Source organism: Streptomyces typhae (assembly GCF_009755605.1).
Classification (GTDB): Bacteria; Actinomycetota; Actinomycetes; order Streptomycetales; family Streptomycetaceae; genus Streptomyces; species Streptomyces typhae.
Genome location: NZ_WPNZ01000007.1, coordinates 229,728 through 246,316, shown reverse-complemented (window position 1 = coordinate 246,316; position 16,589 = coordinate 229,728). Strand labels below are relative to the sequence as shown.

Annotated in this window: 12 protein-coding genes and 1 tRNA gene; 7 read left to right on the top strand and 6 right to left on the bottom strand. The window is 70.7% G+C overall.

Annotated features, from left to right (window positions below):
- The first annotated feature begins 177 nt into the window (after positions 1–177).
- Positions 178–966 (top strand): ANTAR domain-containing protein, encoded by a 789-nt coding sequence (locus GPA10_RS15015; protein WP_198351606.1) that lies wholly within the window; start codon positions 178–180, stop codon positions 964–966.
- A 145-nt stretch (positions 967–1,111) separates the two neighbouring features.
- On the opposite strand, the gene GPA10_RS15010 is transcribed toward GPA10_RS15015, so the two are convergent.
- From GPA10_RS15010 to GPA10_RS15000, 3 genes are all read right to left on the bottom strand, one after another.
- The gene (locus tag GPA10_RS15010; RefSeq protein WP_157165929.1) at positions 1,112–3,856 is read right to left on the bottom strand and encodes a KGGVGR-motif variant AAA ATPase; all 2,745 of its coding nucleotides are present in this window, start codon (positions 3,854–3,856) and stop codon (positions 1,112–1,114) included.
- A gap of 18 nt (positions 3,857–3,874) precedes the next feature.
- Positions 3,875–4,297 carry a hypothetical protein gene (locus tag GPA10_RS15005; protein WP_058846139.1) on the bottom strand — a complete coding sequence of 141 codons (423 nt, stop codon included), beginning with the start codon at positions 4,295–4,297 and terminating at the stop codon, positions 3,875–3,877.
- 195 nt (positions 4,298–4,492) lie between these two features.
- Positions 4,493–4,565: transfer RNA gene (locus GPA10_RS15000), tRNA-Arg, on the bottom strand.
- A 318-nt stretch (positions 4,566–4,883) separates the two neighbouring features.
- On the opposite strand from GPA10_RS15000, the gene GPA10_RS14995 reads away from it, so the two are divergent.
- The 3 genes from GPA10_RS14995 (at position 4,884) to amaB (ending at position 9,352) form a co-directional block, all read left to right on the top strand.
- A complete protein-coding gene (locus GPA10_RS14995) occupies positions 4,884–6,077 on the top strand; it encodes an NAD(P)/FAD-dependent oxidoreductase (RefSeq protein WP_343040862.1) in 1,194 nt (397 codons plus the stop codon).
- Positions 6,078–6,123: 46 nt separating this feature from the next.
- Positions 6,124–7,704 (top strand): 2-oxoadipate dioxygenase/decarboxylase family protein, encoded by a 1,581-nt coding sequence (locus GPA10_RS14990; RefSeq protein WP_157165928.1) that lies wholly within the window; start codon positions 6,124–6,126, stop codon positions 7,702–7,704.
- 97 nt (positions 7,705–7,801) lie between these two features.
- Positions 7,802–9,352: an L-piperidine-6-carboxylate dehydrogenase gene (gene amaB / locus GPA10_RS14985; RefSeq protein WP_157165927.1), complete on the top strand. Its 1,551-nt coding sequence runs from the start codon at positions 7,802–7,804 to the stop codon at positions 9,350–9,352.
- 67 nt (positions 9,353–9,419) lie between these two features.
- On the opposite strand, the gene GPA10_RS14980 is transcribed toward amaB, so the two are convergent.
- Complete coding sequence (locus GPA10_RS14980; protein ID WP_157165926.1) at positions 9,420–9,950, bottom strand: GNAT family N-acetyltransferase; 531 nt, start codon at positions 9,948–9,950, stop codon at positions 9,420–9,422.
- 587 nt (positions 9,951–10,537) lie between these two features.
- On the opposite strand from GPA10_RS14980, the gene rho reads away from it, so the two are divergent.
- Entirely contained in the window at positions 10,538–11,776 is a 1,239-nt protein-coding gene (gene rho / locus GPA10_RS14975) for a transcription termination factor Rho (protein ID WP_246259102.1), read from the top strand.
- 58 nt (positions 11,777–11,834) lie between these two features.
- Here rho and GPA10_RS14970 read toward each other — a convergent pair whose 3' ends face one another.
- Positions 11,835–13,193 carry a M6 family metalloprotease domain-containing protein gene (locus GPA10_RS14970; protein ID WP_107450116.1) on the bottom strand — a complete coding sequence of 453 codons (1,359 nt, stop codon included), beginning with the start codon at positions 13,191–13,193 and terminating at the stop codon, positions 11,835–11,837.
- A 421-nt stretch (positions 13,194–13,614) separates the two neighbouring features.
- On the opposite strand from GPA10_RS14970, the gene GPA10_RS14965 reads away from it, so the two are divergent.
- Both GPA10_RS14965 and GPA10_RS14960 read left to right on the top strand, forming a co-directional pair.
- Positions 13,615–14,331, top strand: a complete 717-nt coding sequence (locus GPA10_RS14965; protein WP_107450115.1) for a TetR/AcrR family transcriptional regulator — start codon at positions 13,615–13,617, stop codon at positions 14,329–14,331.
- A 98-nt stretch (positions 14,332–14,429) separates the two neighbouring features.
- The gene (locus tag GPA10_RS14960; protein WP_157165925.1) at positions 14,430–15,959 is read left to right on the top strand and encodes an MFS transporter; all 1,530 of its coding nucleotides are present in this window, start codon (positions 14,430–14,432) and stop codon (positions 15,957–15,959) included.
- Positions 15,960–16,014: 55 nt separating this feature from the next.
- On the opposite strand, the gene GPA10_RS14955 is transcribed toward GPA10_RS14960, so the two are convergent.
- A complete protein-coding gene (locus tag GPA10_RS14955) occupies positions 16,015–16,533 on the bottom strand; it encodes a MarR family winged helix-turn-helix transcriptional regulator (protein ID WP_058846131.1) in 519 nt (172 codons plus the stop codon).
- Between the last annotated feature and the right edge of the window lie 56 nt (positions 16,534–16,589).

Below are 16,589 nucleotides of genomic sequence, written 5' to 3'. Positions count from 1 at the left end.
ACTCAGGCGGAGCCGGGCCCTCCACCTGCGGACGGCACTGATCAGGAGCCGGGCTCTCGTCCTGCGGACGGTGCTGATTCGGAGCCGGGCCCTCGTCCTGCGGACGGCGCTGGGTCCGCCCCCGACCGGGGCCTTATGGACCCTGTGGACCCTGTGGACCCTGTGGGCCTTGTCGCCGTGACCATCAGGGGTGAGCTGGACCTCGATTCCACCCGACGCCTGCGCCCCGACCTGTTCCGAACCCTCGGCGACGCGCCCCGCGGCCTCACCCTGGACCTGACCGGCGTGGGCTTCTGCGACTGCTCGGGCCTGAATCTGCTGCTCAGCCTGCGCCAGGAGGCCATCAGGCGGGGCAAGGCGGTGACGATCCGTTCCCTGAGCCCGTCCGTGGAGCGACTCCTCGACCTGACCGGGGCGGTCTTCTTGTACGCGCCTCCGGACGAGGCGGAGGAGTCCCCCGAGGGGCGGGAGCCCTCCGGGAAGCGGAAGTCCCCCGAGGGCCCTGATTCCCCCGAGGCCCCGGTATCCCCCGACCCCCCGGAATCCTCCAAGGCCCCGGAATCCCCGGAGGACCTGCGGACCACGATCACCCAGCTGCGCCGGGCCATGCAGACGCGCCCGACCATCGACCTGGCCCGCGGCATCCTGATGTCGAGCTTCGGCCTGAGTCCGGAGAGCGCCTGGGACGTCCTGGTCTCGGCGTCGCAGAACACCAACACCAAGCTGTACTCCCTGGCGGAGGACGTGGTGAACACGACGACCACCGTCAGGGGAGAGGCGCTGCCGCAAGGCGTACGCAGCCGGATCGCAGCCGTGACGGCGGCGGCGAAGGCGGCGACGGGAAGCACGCCCCCGAGGGCGCAGCCGCCTCCGGGGGGCACTCCATCCCCTGCCCCTCGGAACCCCAAGCCTGCACGCCGCGAGCGTGACGAAAAAAGCCCTCATGGCGCGGCCGGCCGACCCTGACGCCAGCCGACCATGACCTTGTGCGGTGTCCCGGCCCTCGGCCCGGAGTTATACAACGTGCATCCAGGGGGGAGGTATTCGGCTCGCGTACGGGAAATTCTTCAGGACAGCTTTCGGTCACCGGCCAGAGGGACGCCCTCGCCTGTCATCTCCGCCATAGCACCTTGGCCCTGCGTTCGCTTCCGTACCCCAGACCGTGGCGGTAGATTTCAGCCACCCAATAGCGGCCGTCAGGGCCTCGAGCGAAGACCCCGGAGTCCACGAGGAAGTCCGCGTCCTTCACCGAGATGCCCACTTCCTCCAAATCAAAAGGAACCGTCACTTGTTGGCGCACCTGCTGCAGTCGACTCAACAGATCGCCGACTTCCTGATTCTCCTGCTGAATTGAGTCGATCTTGTTCGTGCTGCACGCGAGCAGTGCCTTGCGCATGGCCCCAGGGATCAGCAAGCGATCTTCCCACGCGGTCTGAGGAATTGACAGATGCGCTGCCTCGGAGAGGAAAACAACCACGTCCCTGGCTTGCACTTGATCATTGAAATCCCCAAGGGCGGCAGGCACCCAGAGGTGGGAACGCGCTTCTTTGGACTTCTCTGTTCCCATCTTCCAGCCCCACACCGGGATGAGCGTGTCTACGAGTTCGTCGTAGGGCAGCTCGGCGATCTGGGACTGATCCACGGGCGCGGGAAGCGCGCCTGCGTGAGCAGTTACCCACAGTGCGAGCCGCAGAGCCTCCTCTTTGTCCCAGCGCAGTGCATAGGGATCGTATCGAGCCAAGAGCTGCCCGCTGTTCTGGCGCACTGCCCGTGCCACCAGATCCTGACGGACGAAAACCACCAATCCCAGGGGGCGGCCTCGTAGCGACCGCAGCCAGGCGAGGACGTCGATCAACAGAACGCGCAGCGCCGTGCGCTTGGATTCGCTGTCGAGTGACTGCAGCAGGTCCTCAAGGCCATCAATGACGAACACAGCCCGCGCCCGCTTGCCCAGCTCGGTGAGAACGGTTTCCGCGCTCCGGCTGTCAGGCGGCCGAACACCTGCCGCGATAGCTAGGCATTCGAGCCACAATTGTCGCCACTGAAGCTCGTCCTGTGCGTCGAGCGTCGCTAGCCCTGCCTTCAGTCGGTCTTTGATCTCCTGCGAGGCAGCGCCTTGCCCTGACTCTCCGCTGTGCCCCGCAATGAATGCAGAGCGCAAGTCCTGCGTTGTCAGGGCGTCATACTCAAGATTGTCCGACTCGAGTACGGGAACCACGGGAATGGATAGTTCAACGCCTTCGATTTCGGACTGCTGGGCGAACCTGTCCCATGTCTGTGCCGCGCATGCCTTCGCGTACAGGAAGGTCTTGCCGGCGCCCTTGGCGCCCACCACGAGAGCCAAAGGCGGTTCTGTACGGTGATCACCCAGTAGCCTGCGCAGCGGATCGGTTACCAGGAAGCCGCTGGCTGACGACATGCCTTCTCGTTCGGCGTAAATGAACCGTCGAGCGGTCTCCGCCAGTCGACTGCGCAGCGTGGTGTGATCGATCGTTTCCAGTAGTTCCTTTGCTTCGGGGGAAGCCGGAGAAACCAGAGTGGGCACGATCGGTTCCAGGGCTTCGGCTACCTTGCTGCTCTCCAGCACTCGCATTACTGCGTCCCAAGCCGAAGGGAGTGCAAGCAGCTCTTCCCGGAACGGACTGAGTAGTGGCTGGGAGAGGAGGCCGGTGTCTACTTCACCGGTGTCGTCGACCTCGGCGCCGGGTTCTTGGGCCGACTGCCTGAGCGACGCGAAGAGAGCGCTGCCCAGTTCATTGCGTGCACGTTCCACCTGATCCTCGTGGACGTCCTGTCGGTACTGCGTAATGATCACGGCGCTGGCCGGATCGACATGCTGCAGCGACGGGGCCCGGTGTCCCAGTTGTCGCAGCAGCCTTTCGGTTCCAGCGAGTGACTGGTGGCTCAAGGTGGTGACGAACACACGCTGGACTCGGGGGTCGAGCAATACAGGGGCAGACAACTCGGTCGCTCCTGCTCGCAGGTCCACGACGAGGGTGTCTGCCTTCACGCGTGCGGCGAGCGCCGAGAGTGCTTCGGTCAGAAAATACGGGGAGCGGTTCGGCGTCAGCAGATCCGCCGGGTCGATCCGGGGCGGGCCGAGCAGTGGCCTCCGGCTGGTCGGGACCACGGTCACCCGCCCGCCGCTGGCGTATCGCCCGACCTGCTGGTTGGGCAAGTAGGCGGCGGCGATGTCCACGGCCCCCGACCAACTGCCGTCATCGGCCCCCTGCAGCAGAGCGAGCAGATCCTCGTAGCAGAAGTCGAGTTGACCCCCTTGGGCTCTGTGCATCCACGTGATGCCGGGAGCCTCAAGATCGGCGTCAATCAACAGGACGCTTCCACCACGCTGGGCAATAGTGTCAGCCATGGCAACCGCGTGGACCGTACGCCCGACACCGCCTTTGAATGAATGGAACGCCACCAGTTGTACATCGTCGGCAAAGGACTCGTCGGCGGGCCTTTCCAGCGGGAGTGCCAGCTGCGGAGTGATGTGCTTCTCGCGTAGTAGTGGGATACGTCGTGGCTGGTTCGCATTGTCTGAGGCCGGGCTCAGCATGACGGGCAGGCCAACGAATTCTGTGGTCCTTGGATCGTCGAGCGCCAGCACCAGCGTACCGTCGTGCCATTCGGTCGAACCAGCTCCGAAAGCTTCGTCCAACCATTGCTTCACTTTCTCGGCATCGGTGCCGGGTGAGATGACGAGCTCCAACCCGTCCCACCAGCCATCCGCTGCTTGCAGCCAGCGGGGCCACCGGTCCGATGCCGCCAGGAGAGCCAGGTGCTCTTCCACATCCACCCAAGTGAAGAGATGCTCGGGTGGAGCGAGTCCTTCCAGGTCAGTCAGCTCGGCCATGACCACGTACTCCTACCCTTAGTCCTGCTCACACCAACTGATCAGAGCGCGAAGTGCCTCTTGGGCTTCCTTTTCATCCGCTGAGTCGAGCTTTGCACCATAGCGCCATGCCTGATGGAGATCGGCCAGAGCAACGGAGCCACGCATGGGCGGGTTCATTCTGCAACTCTGGAGGCGGTCGAGGCGTGCACCCATCACCCGAGGCAGCCGTAGTTCCTTGGCAAGCTTGCGCAGGTCGTGTGTGGCCTCCATGGCGGCAGAGTCCCGGCGTCCCTGCCGGACCAGTAACCGCTCCTTGAGCCCGCACTCAGCGGCATAAAATAAGAGAAGGCAGACCGTGGCCACGTCTCCGAGCGCGTCGTCCGAGTCCACCGACTCGGCGGAGTCGCGTAGCTGATCTCGTCTCTTCTGGAGCGCTCTGACCCCCACCTGAAGCACCATGGCGCCATCCTGCCACTGAGGCACCCAGAGTTTTTCCGAGAAGAAGAAGTTACAGACTTGCGTACCGAATCCACGCCGTTTCTGCTGGAAAGCTGACGCACAGCAGCTCATCAGCCCTGGCGCACACCCTGTACGCCGCCAGCGGGGGCCCTTCCACCTGTCGGACGGAAGGGCCCCTGCACAGCTACTTCTCTGTGCCCCCGGCAGGATTCGAACCTGCGACACCCGCTTTAGGAGAGCGGTGCTCTATCCCCTGAGCTACGAAGGCGTGACCAAGGACAGCGTAGCGGATAGGTGCCGGGGGCCTCGTCGGCCCGGCCGGCGTGCGTGTGCGGGGCTGGGCCGGAGCCGAGGGCTGGGCTGGAGTGGGGGGCGGGCAGGAGGGGGGAGGAGCGGGGAGGGGCGGGAATCGGTCTGGGGGCTGGTGTGGCTGGGCGTGGTCGTGGACGGTGGTGGTCGTCCTGCTGGACCATGACCGGTGGATCGCCCGCCCGTCAGCAACTCCCGCAGCAACAGCTGCGGCAGCTCCCGCAGCGGCTCCCGCAGCGGAAACTGCTCAACTCCCGTTGAGTCGGAGGGTCTCGCCGTGTCCGCAACCTCCCGTACGGCCGGTTCCGTCGTCATCGTCGGCGGCGGCGTCATCGGCCTCTCCGTCGCCTTCCATCTCGCCGAAGCCGGCGTACGCGACCTCGTCGTCGTCGAGCGCGGCACGCTCGGGGGCGGGAGTTCGGGGAAGCCGATCGGCGGGGTGCGGGCGCAGTTCTCCGATCCGGTGAACATCGCTCTCGGGCTGCGGAGCCTGCGGGCGTACGAGGGCTTCGCCGCGCGGCCGGGGGGCGACATCCGGCTCGACCGGGTGGGTTATCTGTTCCTGCTGAGCGACCCCGCGGACCTCGCCGCGTTCGGGGCGAGCGTCGCCGTGCAGAACCGCATGGGCGTGCCCAGCAGGGTCGTCGGACCGGCGCGGGCCCGTGAGCTGTGTCCGTACGTACGGACCGAAGGCCTCGTCGGCGCCGTGTACTCGCCGGACGACGGGCACGCCCGGCCGGGGCTCGTCGTCCAGGGGTACGCGCGCGCCGCCGCACGGGCCGGGGCGCGCCTCCGTACGGGGACCACGGTCACCGGCGTGGACGTCGAAACCGGCACCACCGGCGGCGGACGCGTCACCGCCGTGCGCACCGACCGGGGCGTCATCCCCTGCTCCGCCCTCGTGTGCGCGGCCGGCGCCTGGTCGGCCGGCATCGGCGACGCCGTCGGGGTGCCGCTCCCCGTACGGCCGCTGCGCCGCCAGATCGCCCTGACCCGCCCCCCGCGCCCACCCCGGCCGCCCGCTCCCCGCATCCCCTTCACCATCGACTTCTCCTCCACCGCCTACTTCCACAACGCCGACGGCGGTGGGCTGCTCCTCGGGCTCGCCGACCCGGGACAGCAGGAAGGGTTCGACACGACGTGGACCGAGGACTGGGTCGAGTCGTTCCGGGACGTGGCCCGGGTGCGTGCGCCCGACATCGCCGACCTGGAGGTCGTCGACGGGTGGGCCGGTCTGTACGAGGTGACACCCGACTGCAACGCCCTCATCGGACGGGCGGGGGATGTTTCCAACTTCCTTTACGCCACCGGGTTTTCCGGGCACGGGTTCCTGCAGGCCCCGGCCGTCGGCGAAGTCGTACGGGACCTGTACCTGGGACGCGAGCCCTTCGTCGACGTCTCACCCCTGAGCGCCGGACGGTTCGCCGACGGCCCCGTCACCGGCGGCCGTCCCGAGGTCCACGTCGTGTGAACCGAGGCCCATGTCCCCGAGACCACGTGGTGCAGGAGGCGCATTCATGAACAGACCGGCGACCCGTCTCGAGCCCTGGCAGCTCCGCGCCGCCTTCGCCGTCAGGCTCTCCGCCATGTACGGGCGCGAGGTCCCCGCGTACGACACCCTCGTCGACGTGACGCGCGAAGTGAACGAGGACGTCCTGCGCGCACGCGGTGGCGACGCGGAGCGGCTCGGGGCGATCGCGCGGGTCACCGCCGAGCGGCACGGCGCCATCCGGGTCGGCACCCCGGCGGAGCTGGAGCAGGTCGGACGCGTCTTCGGGGCCCTCGGCATGCGGCCCGTCGGCTTCTACGACCTGCGGGAGGCCGCCGCGAGCGCCGTGCCCGTCGTGTCCACCGCCTTCCGGCCCGTCGACGGCGACGAACTCGCCCGCAACCCCTTCCGCGTCTTCACGTCCCTGCTCACCCCGGCCGACCCCCGCTTCTTCGAACCCGAGCTGCGGCAGCGCCTCGAACGCTTCCTCGCCGGGCGGGAGCTGTTCCCGCCGGAGCTGCTCGCCCTCGCCGACCGCGCCGAGGCCGAGCAGGGGTTGTCCGAGGGCGACGCCGAGCGGTTCCTGCGCCTGGCCGTGGGCGCCTTCGAGCTGTCGTCGGAACCCGTCGACAAGACCTGGTACGAGACGCTGGAGCGGGTGTCGGCCGTGGCCGCCGACATCGGCGGTGTGCGCAGCACCCACATCAACCACCTCACGCCCCGCGTCCTCGACATCGACGAGCTGTACCGGCGGATGACCGGCCGCGGCATCGAGATGATCGACACCATTCAGGGCCCGCCGCGGGGGGTCGGCCCTGACGTGCTGCTCCGCCAGACCTCGTTCCGCGCCCTCGACGAGCCGCGCGCGCTGCGGCTCGCGGACGGGACCGTCACCGCCGGGTCCCTGCGGGTGCGGTTCGGCGAGGTGGAGGCACGCGGCATCGCCCTCACGCGGCGCGGGCGGGCCTGCTACGACGAACTGCTCGACCGGGCGGACCGGGAGGACCGAGCGGACCGGGAGGACCGAGCGGACCGGGCGGTCCCGGCGGGCCGGGAGGCGGCGGAGGTGCATGCCACTGCCGGGGGCCGCGACGCCGCCCGGGTCCGCGCCACCGCCGGAACCCACGACGCCGCCGAGGCCCCCGCCGGGACCCCCACCCGCGCCGACCGCCTCCGCTCCCTCTGGCCCACCCGCTTCCCCGCCACCGAACACGCCCTCGCCGCCCGCGGTCTCGCCCACTTCACGTACCACGCCGTCACCGACCGGGCCCGCGACGGCCGCACCCCGCCCCCGGACCTCCCGGGGCTCCTCCGCGAGGGCTGGATACGCGCCGAACCGATCGTGTACGAGGACTTCCTGCCCCGGTCCGCCGCCGGAATCTTCCAGTCGAACCTGGAGGAATCCGGCACCCGTAGGGGAGGCGAGGCGGGCGAGGCGGGGCAAGCAGGTGTCGCGTACGACAGCGACTGGCTCTCCGGTGCCGTCGGCCGCGACGTGCTCGACCCCTTCGCCCTGTACGAGCAGCAGCAGTCCCTCTCCCTGGCGCGGGCCGCACGCGAGCTGCGCCTGGAACACCCGATTCCGCCACCCCCGCCCGCCGACGGCTGACAACCCTGGGCGCCTGCCCCCCCGGCCCCCGGGCCCCCGGGCCCCCGGCCCCCGGGCACCGGACGCCGAACCCCAACCCCACCCCCGAGGAGCCCCCATGCCTCACCCGCACCCCACCCCCCTTCCCACCACCGAAGACCTCCGCACCCGCGCCCGCACCGCCCTCGACCGGGTCGGTCTCACCCTCCCGGAGGGCGCCGGCGCGGGGCCGGTGTGCCACGCCAGAACCCCCGTCACCGGCGAGGCCCTCTTCCCCGTGCCCGCCGCCACCCCGGCCGCCGCCGACCGCGCCGTCGCCGACGCGCACCGGGCCTTCCGCGCCTGGCGCTCCACCCCCGCCCCGGTCCGCGGTGAACTGGTGCGCCGCCTGGGCGAGTTGCTGCGCGAGCACCAGAGCGACCTCGCCGACCTCGTCACCGTCGAAGCGGGCAAGATCCGCTCGGAGGCGCTCGGCGAGGTCCGGGAGATGATCGACATCTGCGACTTCGCGGTCGGTCTCTCCCGGCAGCTGTACGGGCGGACCATCGCCTCCGAGCGGCCGGGGCACCGGCTCGCCGAGACCTGGCACCCGCTGGGCGTCGTCGGTGTCGTCTCGGCCTTCAACTTCCCCTGCGCCGTCTGGTCCTGGAACACCGCCGTGGCCCTGGCCTGCGGTGACACCGTCGTCTGGAAGCCGTCCGAGCTGACCCCGCTGATCTCGCTGGCGTGCGCGCACCTCCTCGACCGTGCCGCCGCGGACGTCGGCGCCCCCGACGGGGTGCACCGGCTGCTCATCGGGGACAAGGCCGTCGGGGAACTGCTCGTCGACGACGCCCGGGTCGCGCTCGTCAGCGCCACCGGGTCCACCCGCATGGGGCGCGAGGTCGGGCCGCGCGTCGCCGCCCGGTTCGGGCGGACCCTGCTCGAACTCGGCGGCAACAACGGCGCGGTCGTCGCGCCCTCCGCCGACCTGGACCTCGCCGTCCAGGGAATCGTGTTCGCGGCGGCGGGCACGGCCGGGCAGCGCTGCACGACGCTGCGCCGCCTCATCGCGCACCGCGACATCGTCGACCCGCTCGTCGCCCGGCTCACCGCCGCGTACGCGAAGCTGCCCGTGGGCGACCCCTTCGACGAGGCGACGCTCGTCGGGCCGCTGATCTCCGTAGCCGCGCTGGACCGGATGCGGCAGGCCGTCGCCCGCGCCCGGGCCGAGGGCGGGAAGGTCCTCGCGGGCGGTGGCCGCCGCCTCGCGGACCTGGCACCCGACGCCGCGTACGTCGAGCCGGTCCTGGTCCGCGTCCGCGCGGGGACCGCCGTGGTCCGCGAGGAGACCTTCGCGCCGATCCTGTACGTCCTGACCTACGACACGTTCGAGGAGGCCGTCGCCCTGCACAACGACGTGCCGCAGGGCCTGTCCTCCAGCATCTTCACCCGCGACCAGGGCGAGGCGGAGCTGTTCCTGTCCGCCGAGGGCTCCGACTGCGGCATCGCCAACGTCAACATCGGCACGTCGGGCGCGGAGATCGGCGGCGCCTTCGGCGGCGAGAAGGAGACCGGGGGCGGCCGTGAGTCCGGCTCCGACGCGTGGCGCGCGTACATGAGGTCCGCGACGAACACCGTGAACTACTCGGGGCGGCTGTCGCTCGCGCAGAACGTCAGCTTCCTCTGACCGTCGCGTACCCCCAGGTGACCGTCGCGTACCCCCAGGTGACCCGTCACGTGTCCGCAGGCAGTGGTTACGCCGTGTACCGTCGCCCGGACACCGTGTCCGTGCGGCGGGGGCGGCCCGTCAGGTCCCGGACGTACGCGATCCCGGGGCGGCCGTCGAGTTCGGTCTCGCCGGTGGCGACGAAACCGGCGCGGGCCAGGACCGCCTGGGAGCCGGGGTTGTCCAGCGTCGTCTCGGCCCGCAGCGACGTCAGTCCGTACTCGGTGGCCGCGAGGAGGCACACCTTCTCCACGGCGGAGGTGGCGAGCCCCCGCCGGGCCGCCTTCTCCGCGATGCGGTATCCGAGAGCGGCCGAACCCCCCGCCACGTCCACGAGGTTGACACGGCCGAGGATCTCGCCGTCCCCGCCCGCGAGCACATGGAAGTGGCACGCGCCGCTCTCCTGCTCGGCCAGGAGCGCCGCGTGGCGCACGTCGAACCCGGTGAAGTAGTCGTCACCCCGGTCCGGCACCGACGCGGCGAAGTAGGCGCGGTTCTCCCGCTCGAAGGCGAGCAGGGCCGGAGCGTGGTCGGGGCGCAGGCGCTGGAGTTCGGGCATGGGAGAACGGTACGGCGGAGCGGGGGCGACACGGCAGGGCAAACAGGTTGATGACTGCGGGGCTCGGGCTTCGCGAGCCCCGCAGTCAGGGCCGCGCGCGCCGTGGCCGTCGACGCGCGCCTCCCTCTCGCCGCCCGCACCCACACCCTGGCCGGTTGCCCATGGGGGCCGCAGCCGGGCAGAGGGGTCAGCTGGGGCCGGACGGACACCCATGGCAACTCACCGTACGGGATTGCGCACACTGCGTCACCGGGCGTGCGGAAGCTCAAGATCCCCCTCGCACTGCGCCGTTCACGCCGCACGGTGTGCTACTGTGCGTTCGGCACCTGTGTACGCCCCATCTGGGCGCCGTGCTTCTTCTCCTCGGAATTCTTCTGAGGCTTTGCATTCATCGCTTTCCCGTGCGTTTCGCTTCCCGCTCCGGGGCTCTCGTTCTCGTTCCGCTCCCGCCGCGGGTATCCGCTCGGCGGCCTGACCGCGGCCCGTAAGTGCCGCGTGGCCCGGAGCCGTTCCGCCCGCCGTACGAGGCGTGACCACGCCGCCTCGCCGGGCTCCGCACCCGCTTGTCCGCGAAAGGACCCCCACCCATGACCCCACCCATGAACAGCCAGTCGAGCCACACCCTTCAGAGCGGTGTCCTCGACCTCAAGGACACCGTCACCACCACCAAGGACGGCCGCACCGACCGCACCGCCCCGCACGGACACCTCCGCGTCGAGGGCTGCGTCCCGAGCCCGGACGACCTCCTCGTCCCCGCCGCCCTCGTCCGGCGGTATGGCCTGCGCGCCGGCGACCTCGTCGAAGGCGTCCCCGGCGACAAGCCGCGCGTCCTCGCCGACGTCGCCCGCGTCAACGGCCACGCCCCCCAGGAGGCGGGCTCCCGGGCCCGGTTCGGCGACCTCACCCCGCTGCACCCGCGGGAGAGGCTGCGCCTGGAGACCACCGCCGACCGGGTCGCGACCCGCGTCGTCGACCTCGTCGCGCCCATCGGCAAGGGGCAGCGCGGCCTGATCGTCGCGCCCCCGCGCACCGGCAAGACCGTCCTGCTCAAGCAGCTCGCCGCCGCCGTCGCCGACAACCACCCCGAGTGCCACCTCATGGTCGTCCTGCTCGACGAACGCCCCGAGGAGGTCACCGACATGCGGCGCTCCGTACGCGGCGAAGTGCTCGCCTCCACCTTCGACCGGCCCCCGAAGGCGCACATCGCGCTCGCCGAACTCGCCGTGGAGCGCGCCAAGCGGCTCGTCGAGGAAGGCCGCGACGTCGTGCTGCTCCTCGACTCGCTGACCCGGCTGTGCCGCGCCTACAACAACTCCGCGTCCTCCGGCGGCCGTACGCTCAGCGGCGGCGTGGACGCGGGCTCCGTACAGGGACCCAAGCGCCTCTTCGGCGCCGCGCGGCTCGCCGAGGAGGGCGGCTCCCTGACGATGCTCGCGACCGTCCTCGTGGAGACCGGATCGCGCGCCGACGACTACTACTTCGAAGAGCTCAAGTCCACCGGCAACATGGAGCTGCGCCTCGACCGCAGGCTCGCCGACCGGCGCGTCTTCCCCGCCGTCGACATCACGCCCTCCGGCACGCGCCGCGAGGAACTCCTCGTACCGACAGCCGAGTTGACGGCCCTGCGCGGGCTGCGCCGCGCCCTCGATCTGCGGGACTCCCGGGACGGCCGTGATGCCCGCGACCCCCGGGACCAGCGCGAGCCGCGTGAGGGGTCGAGCGGCCTCGAAGCGCTGCTTGACCAGATCCGCCGTACGCCGGACAACGCGGCGTTCCTGCGGCAGGTCCGGCAGACCGTGCCGGGTGCCAGTGCGCTCGCGGCCTGAGCGGGCGGGGCGCCCCGGTCGGGCGGGGCAGTCAGGGCGGCCGGGGCAGCCGGGGGCGTCAGCGGCGGGTGATGTGCACCCGGTAGTTGCCGTCCAGGTCCGCGCCCGCGACCGTCACCCGCACTCCCGACGAGCGGTCGGTGAACGTCTCCCCGGGAGTGAACGGCGCGTCCGACAGCTCGGTGTGCACGTTCGGGCTGCGGGTGCAGCCGCCGCTGTCACGGGTGGAGTCGAAGACCGTGACCGGGCCGTGGCCGGTGTCGACGTCCGCGTCGATGCGGTAGACGAGGACGCCGGGACGGCACACCACCTCGTCGTTGCCCGCGCGGGTGCGCACCTCCACCGCGAACCCGGTCTCCTTGGTCAGCGGGACGAAGGCGAGCTTGGTGCCGCCGGTGCGGGCCAGCGGGGTGAGCAGGTGCTCCGTGGTGCCCGGCGCCGACGCGCAGTCGACCTGCTTGTCGTCGATCCAGCCCAGCTTCCACTTGTGCCAGGCGAGGAGGTCGTTGTTGGCGCCCCAGTCCTCGCTCATGATGTCCCAGTGGCCGACCGCGCCCCCGCCGTCCTGCGTGTACAGGTCCGGCAGGCCGAAGACATGGCCGTTCTCGTGCGGGAGCACCCGGTAGCCGGTCTGGTCGTAGTTGCCCGAGCCGTCGTCCTGGCGGCTGTAGACGAAGGAAGCGTTGGAGATCGGCACGCCGTCGGCGACCGGCGCCTCGTGATTGCCCGCGAACGTCACCGACAGGACGGTGTCCAGGGCGGAGGGGCCCGCGTTCGGGGTGACGAGGATGTTCACCAGGTCGTACGCCGCGAAGTCCACGTCCGGGTCGGCGGCGGCGACGATGTCGTCGACCAGCTCCCGGTAGCCGGGGTCGAAGGGGGCGCCGCGCTCTATCCCGTACGCCTTGAACGGCTTGGGCATGCGCAGCCAGTCCTGGAGCGGAGCCTCGGGCCGGTAGTCGACGCGGCCGTAGGAGCTGGTGCGGAACCAGTCGGTGGTCTGCGGGAAGAACTCCCCGAGCCGGTCCTGGGCCCGGCCCTCGCCGGGGGCGTCGGAGAAGTCGACCATCAGGTTCAGGGCGCGGACCGTGCCCGTGGAGCGGGAGTAGCCGGGCCCGGTGGGGATGCCCTCCGACATCTGCACCCCGAGGTCCCCGCCGATCAGGCAGCGGCCGAGGGTCGTCGCCCTGGCCTGTGCGCTGGGCCCCGCGGCGGTGGGCGGCTCGGCGAGGAGCCGGCCGGTGCTCGCCGACGCGGTGAGGGCGAGGGCGAGCACGGTGAGCCCGGCGAGCGCGGTGGTGCGCGGCGGCAGCCGCCGGAGCGTCCGGAAGGAGCGTCGGTCCCGCCTGCCGGGGCGCGGCGGGCCCTGGGCGGCTCGGCGGGAGCGGGCTATCGGCTTCCAGGTCGGCTGCTGCATCCACGCGCCTTCCGCTCCGCGGCAGCCCGCGGTCCCGAGCTGCACCCTGTTCGATCACCCTGTGTCGGGGGGTGCGCGGGCGCTCGCTGAGCGCGACCGATCGAGGGTCTCGCGGCCGATCGAGGGTCTTTCGAGTGCGTGCGGACCCTCCTCCGGGAGGACCGGAGGCGGGGCACGTACGGGAACGGCACGCGAGAAGAGCGCTTCATCGGTTTGTGATACAGGTCACATCCGAGGGGGGAAATAAGCGGGGATCGGCTCCCCGTTTAACCGGTGTCCGAGCGAAACGGGGATCCACTCCCCGGATCGCCCACCCCAGGCTCCCGCCGGGACGTCAAGGCTCCCGGCGGGAAATTCGGTGGACCCGCCACCGCGGGCCCTGCGAATCTGAGGCCTTTGACCGCATCGAGGAGTGTCCACCGTGGAAACCGCCACCGCAGCGCAGCGCCGCGTCACCCGCCCGCGGGCCGACGCCCTGCGCAACCGGGAGCGGATCGTCACCGCCGCCCGCGAGATGTTCGTCCAGCAGGGCTCCGAGGCGCCGCTCGACGAGATCGCGCGCCGCGCCGGAGTCGGCAACGCCACGGTGTACCGCCACTTCGCCGACCGCGGAGAGCTCGTGCACCACGTCGTCCTGTACGTCACCGACCGGGTCACGGAGCTGGCGGCGCGGGCCATCGAGGCCGCCGACGCCGAGTCCGGCTCCCCGTTCGAGGCGCTGCGGGGCTTCGTCCACGCGGCGGTGGACGAGCGCATCGGCGCGCTCTGCCCGATCCTCTCCGAGGCCGTCGACCCCTACCATCCCGATCTCCGCGCCGCCCGCATCCGCTTGGAGGATGCCGTCGAGGGGCTGATGGCACGCGCACGCGCCGCGGGCCAGCTGCGCACCGACATCGCCGTCGGGGATCTGATGGTCGCCCTCTCCCAACTGACCAGGCCGCTGCCCGGCGCCGGCTGCCTGGTGGACTTCGACCAGTTCGTCCACCGTCACCTCCAGCTGTTCCTGGACGGACTGACGGCACCGGCACGCTCCGAACTCCCCGGGCACGCCGCGACCTTGGAAGAGCTGCGCCGCGACCATGACGAACGGGGGCAGCGGCGTGCGCGCCGCAGCGAGGAGGGCCTGGGTCAAAAGTAGGACCCGCCCCCAGGACCAGGGGCGCATGCGCACGCACGCCTGAACGGTGTCTCGTTCACCCCGTACTTACCTCTTTGTCTTCCTAGGTGGATACACCCATGTCTCAGTCACCCGTCACCTCACTCGCCCCCGACCCGAAGCGGTGGAGAGCACTCGTCTTCATCGCCCTGGCCCAGCTGATGGTCGTCCTGGACGCGACCATCGTGAACATCGCGCTGCCCTCCGCCCAGGAAGACCTCGGGATATCCGAGGGCAACAAGCAGTGGGTCATCACCGCCTACGCCCTGGCCTTCGGCGGTCTGCTCCTGTTCGGCGGCCGCATCGCCGACCTGTGGGGCCGCAAGCGCACCTTCGTGACCGGCCTCATCGGCTTCGCCGCGGCCTCCGCGCTCGGCGGTGCCGCGGGCAACGAGGCCATGATGCTCGGCGCCCGCGCCCTCCAGGGCGTCTTCGGCGCGCTGCTCGCGCCCGCCGCGCTCTCGCTGCTCGCGGTGATGTTCACCGAGGCCAAGGAGCGCGCCAAGGCGTTCGGCATCTACGGTGCGATCGCCGGTGGCGGTGGCGCCGTCGGCCTGATCCTCGGCGGCTTCCTCACCGAGTACCTGAACTGGCGCTGGACGTTCTTCGTGAACATCCCGTTCGCGATCATCGCCGCCGCCGGTGCGTACTTCGTGATCCGTGAGCCCTCCGAGGGCCGCAACCGCTCGCCGCTCGACATCCCCGGCGTGGTCCTCTCCACCCTCGGTCTGGTCGCGCTCGTCTACGGCTTCACGCGCGCCGAGTCCGACGGCTGGTCCGACGCGGTCACCGTGACGATGTTCATCGCCTCCGCCGTGCTGCTCGCCGCGTTCGTCGTCACCGAGGCCAAGGTCAAGTCGCCGCTGCTCCCGCTGCGCGTCCTGACCGAGCGCAACCGCGGTGGCGTCTACCTCTCGCTCGGCCTCGCCATCATCGCGATGTTCGGCCTGTTCCTGTTCCTCACGTACTACCTCCAGATCGTCAAGGGCTACTCGCCGGTCAAGACCGGCTTCGCGTTCCTGCCGATGATCTTCGGCATGATCGTGGGTTCCACGCAGATCGGCACCCGCCTGATGACCCGCGTCGCGCCGCGCCTGCTCATGGCCCCGGGCTTCCTGCTCGCCGCCGTCGGCATGCTGCTCCTGACGCAGCTGGAGATCGACACCTCGTACGCCGGTCTGATCCTGCCCGCGCAGCTGATGCTGGGCCTCGGCATGGGTACGGCGTTCATGCCCGCCATGTCGCTCGCCACCCACGGTGTCGAGCCGCGTGACGCCGGTGTCGCCTCCGCGATGGTCAACACCTCGCAGCAGGTCGGCGGCGCCATCGGTACGGCCCTGCTCAACACCATCGCGGCCTCCGCGACCACCGCGTACATCACCGACCACGCGGCCTCCGCCACCACCCCGGCGGCGCAGAAGCTGCTCGCCGCCCAGTCCATGGTGGAGGGCTACACCGCCGCCATCTGGTGGGCGGTCGGCATCCTGGTCGTGGCGTCGGCGATCGCCGCCGTCCTGGTCAACACCGGTGCCGACAGCGGCACTCCGGTGGCCTCCGGTGACGGTGAGGGTGTCGAGGACGCCCTGAAGATCCCGGTCGTGGCGCACTGACGTCACGCCCCTGCCGCACCGTGCGGTGCGGCGGGGGCCGACCCGTCCGGCGCTCCTAACGGAGCCAGGGCAGGTCCGCCCCCGCGTCCTTCGGCTGTAGTCCCTCGGCGACGATCCGCATGATCTCGCCGAGGGACTTCTGCTGTTCCGGGCTGAGCCGGTCGAAGAGGGCCTGCCGCACCGCCCGCACATGCCCCGGCGCGGTGGCGCGCAGAACCTCGAAACCCTCGTCCGTGAGGATCGCGAACTGCCCCCGCTTGTCGGTCGGGCAGTCCTCGCGCCGCACCCAGCCGCTCTTCTCCAGGCGCGCGACCGCGTGCGAGAGCCGGGACCGGGTGATCTTCGAGCCCTTCGCGAGCTCGGTCATGCGCAGCCGCCGCCGCGGCGCCGCGGACAACTGCACGAGCAGCCCGTAGTAGACGTGGGGCATGCCCGCGTCACGCTGGAGCTGGCGGTCGAGGAAGTCCTCCAGGAGCGTGGCGGCGTGTATGTACGACAGCCAGGTGCGCTGCTCCTCCGCATCGAGCCAGTGCGGTCCTGCGGAGTCCACCGACGCAGTGGATGGCGTGTCCATGTATCCCACTGTACGAGCCTTTCCTGTGTCTTTCGGCGCGCCCCCCGGCGGTCCTC

Bases quoted from the DNA above. Each gene is read 5' to 3' on its own strand.
- GPA10_RS14990 (WP_157165928.1), top strand. From the start codon at position 6,124: ATGAACAGACCGGCGACCCGTCTCGAGCCCTGGCAGCTCCGCGCCGCC.
- GPA10_RS15005 (WP_058846139.1), bottom strand. From the start codon at position 4,297: ATGGTGCTTCAGGTGGGGGTCAGAGCGCTCCAGAAGAGACGAGATCAG.
- rho (WP_246259102.1), top strand. From the start codon at position 10,538: ATGACCCCACCCATGAACAGCCAGTCGAGCCACACCCTTCAGAGCGGT.
- GPA10_RS14960 (WP_157165925.1), top strand. From the start codon at position 14,430: ATGTCTCAGTCACCCGTCACCTCACTCGCCCCCGACCCGAAGCGGTGG.
- amaB (WP_157165927.1), top strand. From the start codon at position 7,802: ATGCCTCACCCGCACCCCACCCCCCTTCCCACCACCGAAGACCTCCGC.
- GPA10_RS14970 (WP_107450116.1), bottom strand. From the start codon at position 13,193: ATGCAGCAGCCGACCTGGAAGCCGATAGCCCGCTCCCGCCGAGCCGCC.
- GPA10_RS14955 (WP_058846131.1), bottom strand. From the start codon at position 16,533: ATGGACACGCCATCCACTGCGTCGGTGGACTCCGCAGGACCGCACTGG.
- GPA10_RS14980 (WP_157165926.1), bottom strand. From the start codon at position 9,950: ATGCCCGAACTCCAGCGCCTGCGCCCCGACCACGCTCCGGCCCTGCTC.
- GPA10_RS15010 (WP_157165929.1), bottom strand. From the start codon at position 3,856: ATGGCCGAGCTGACTGACCTGGAAGGACTCGCTCCACCCGAGCATCTC.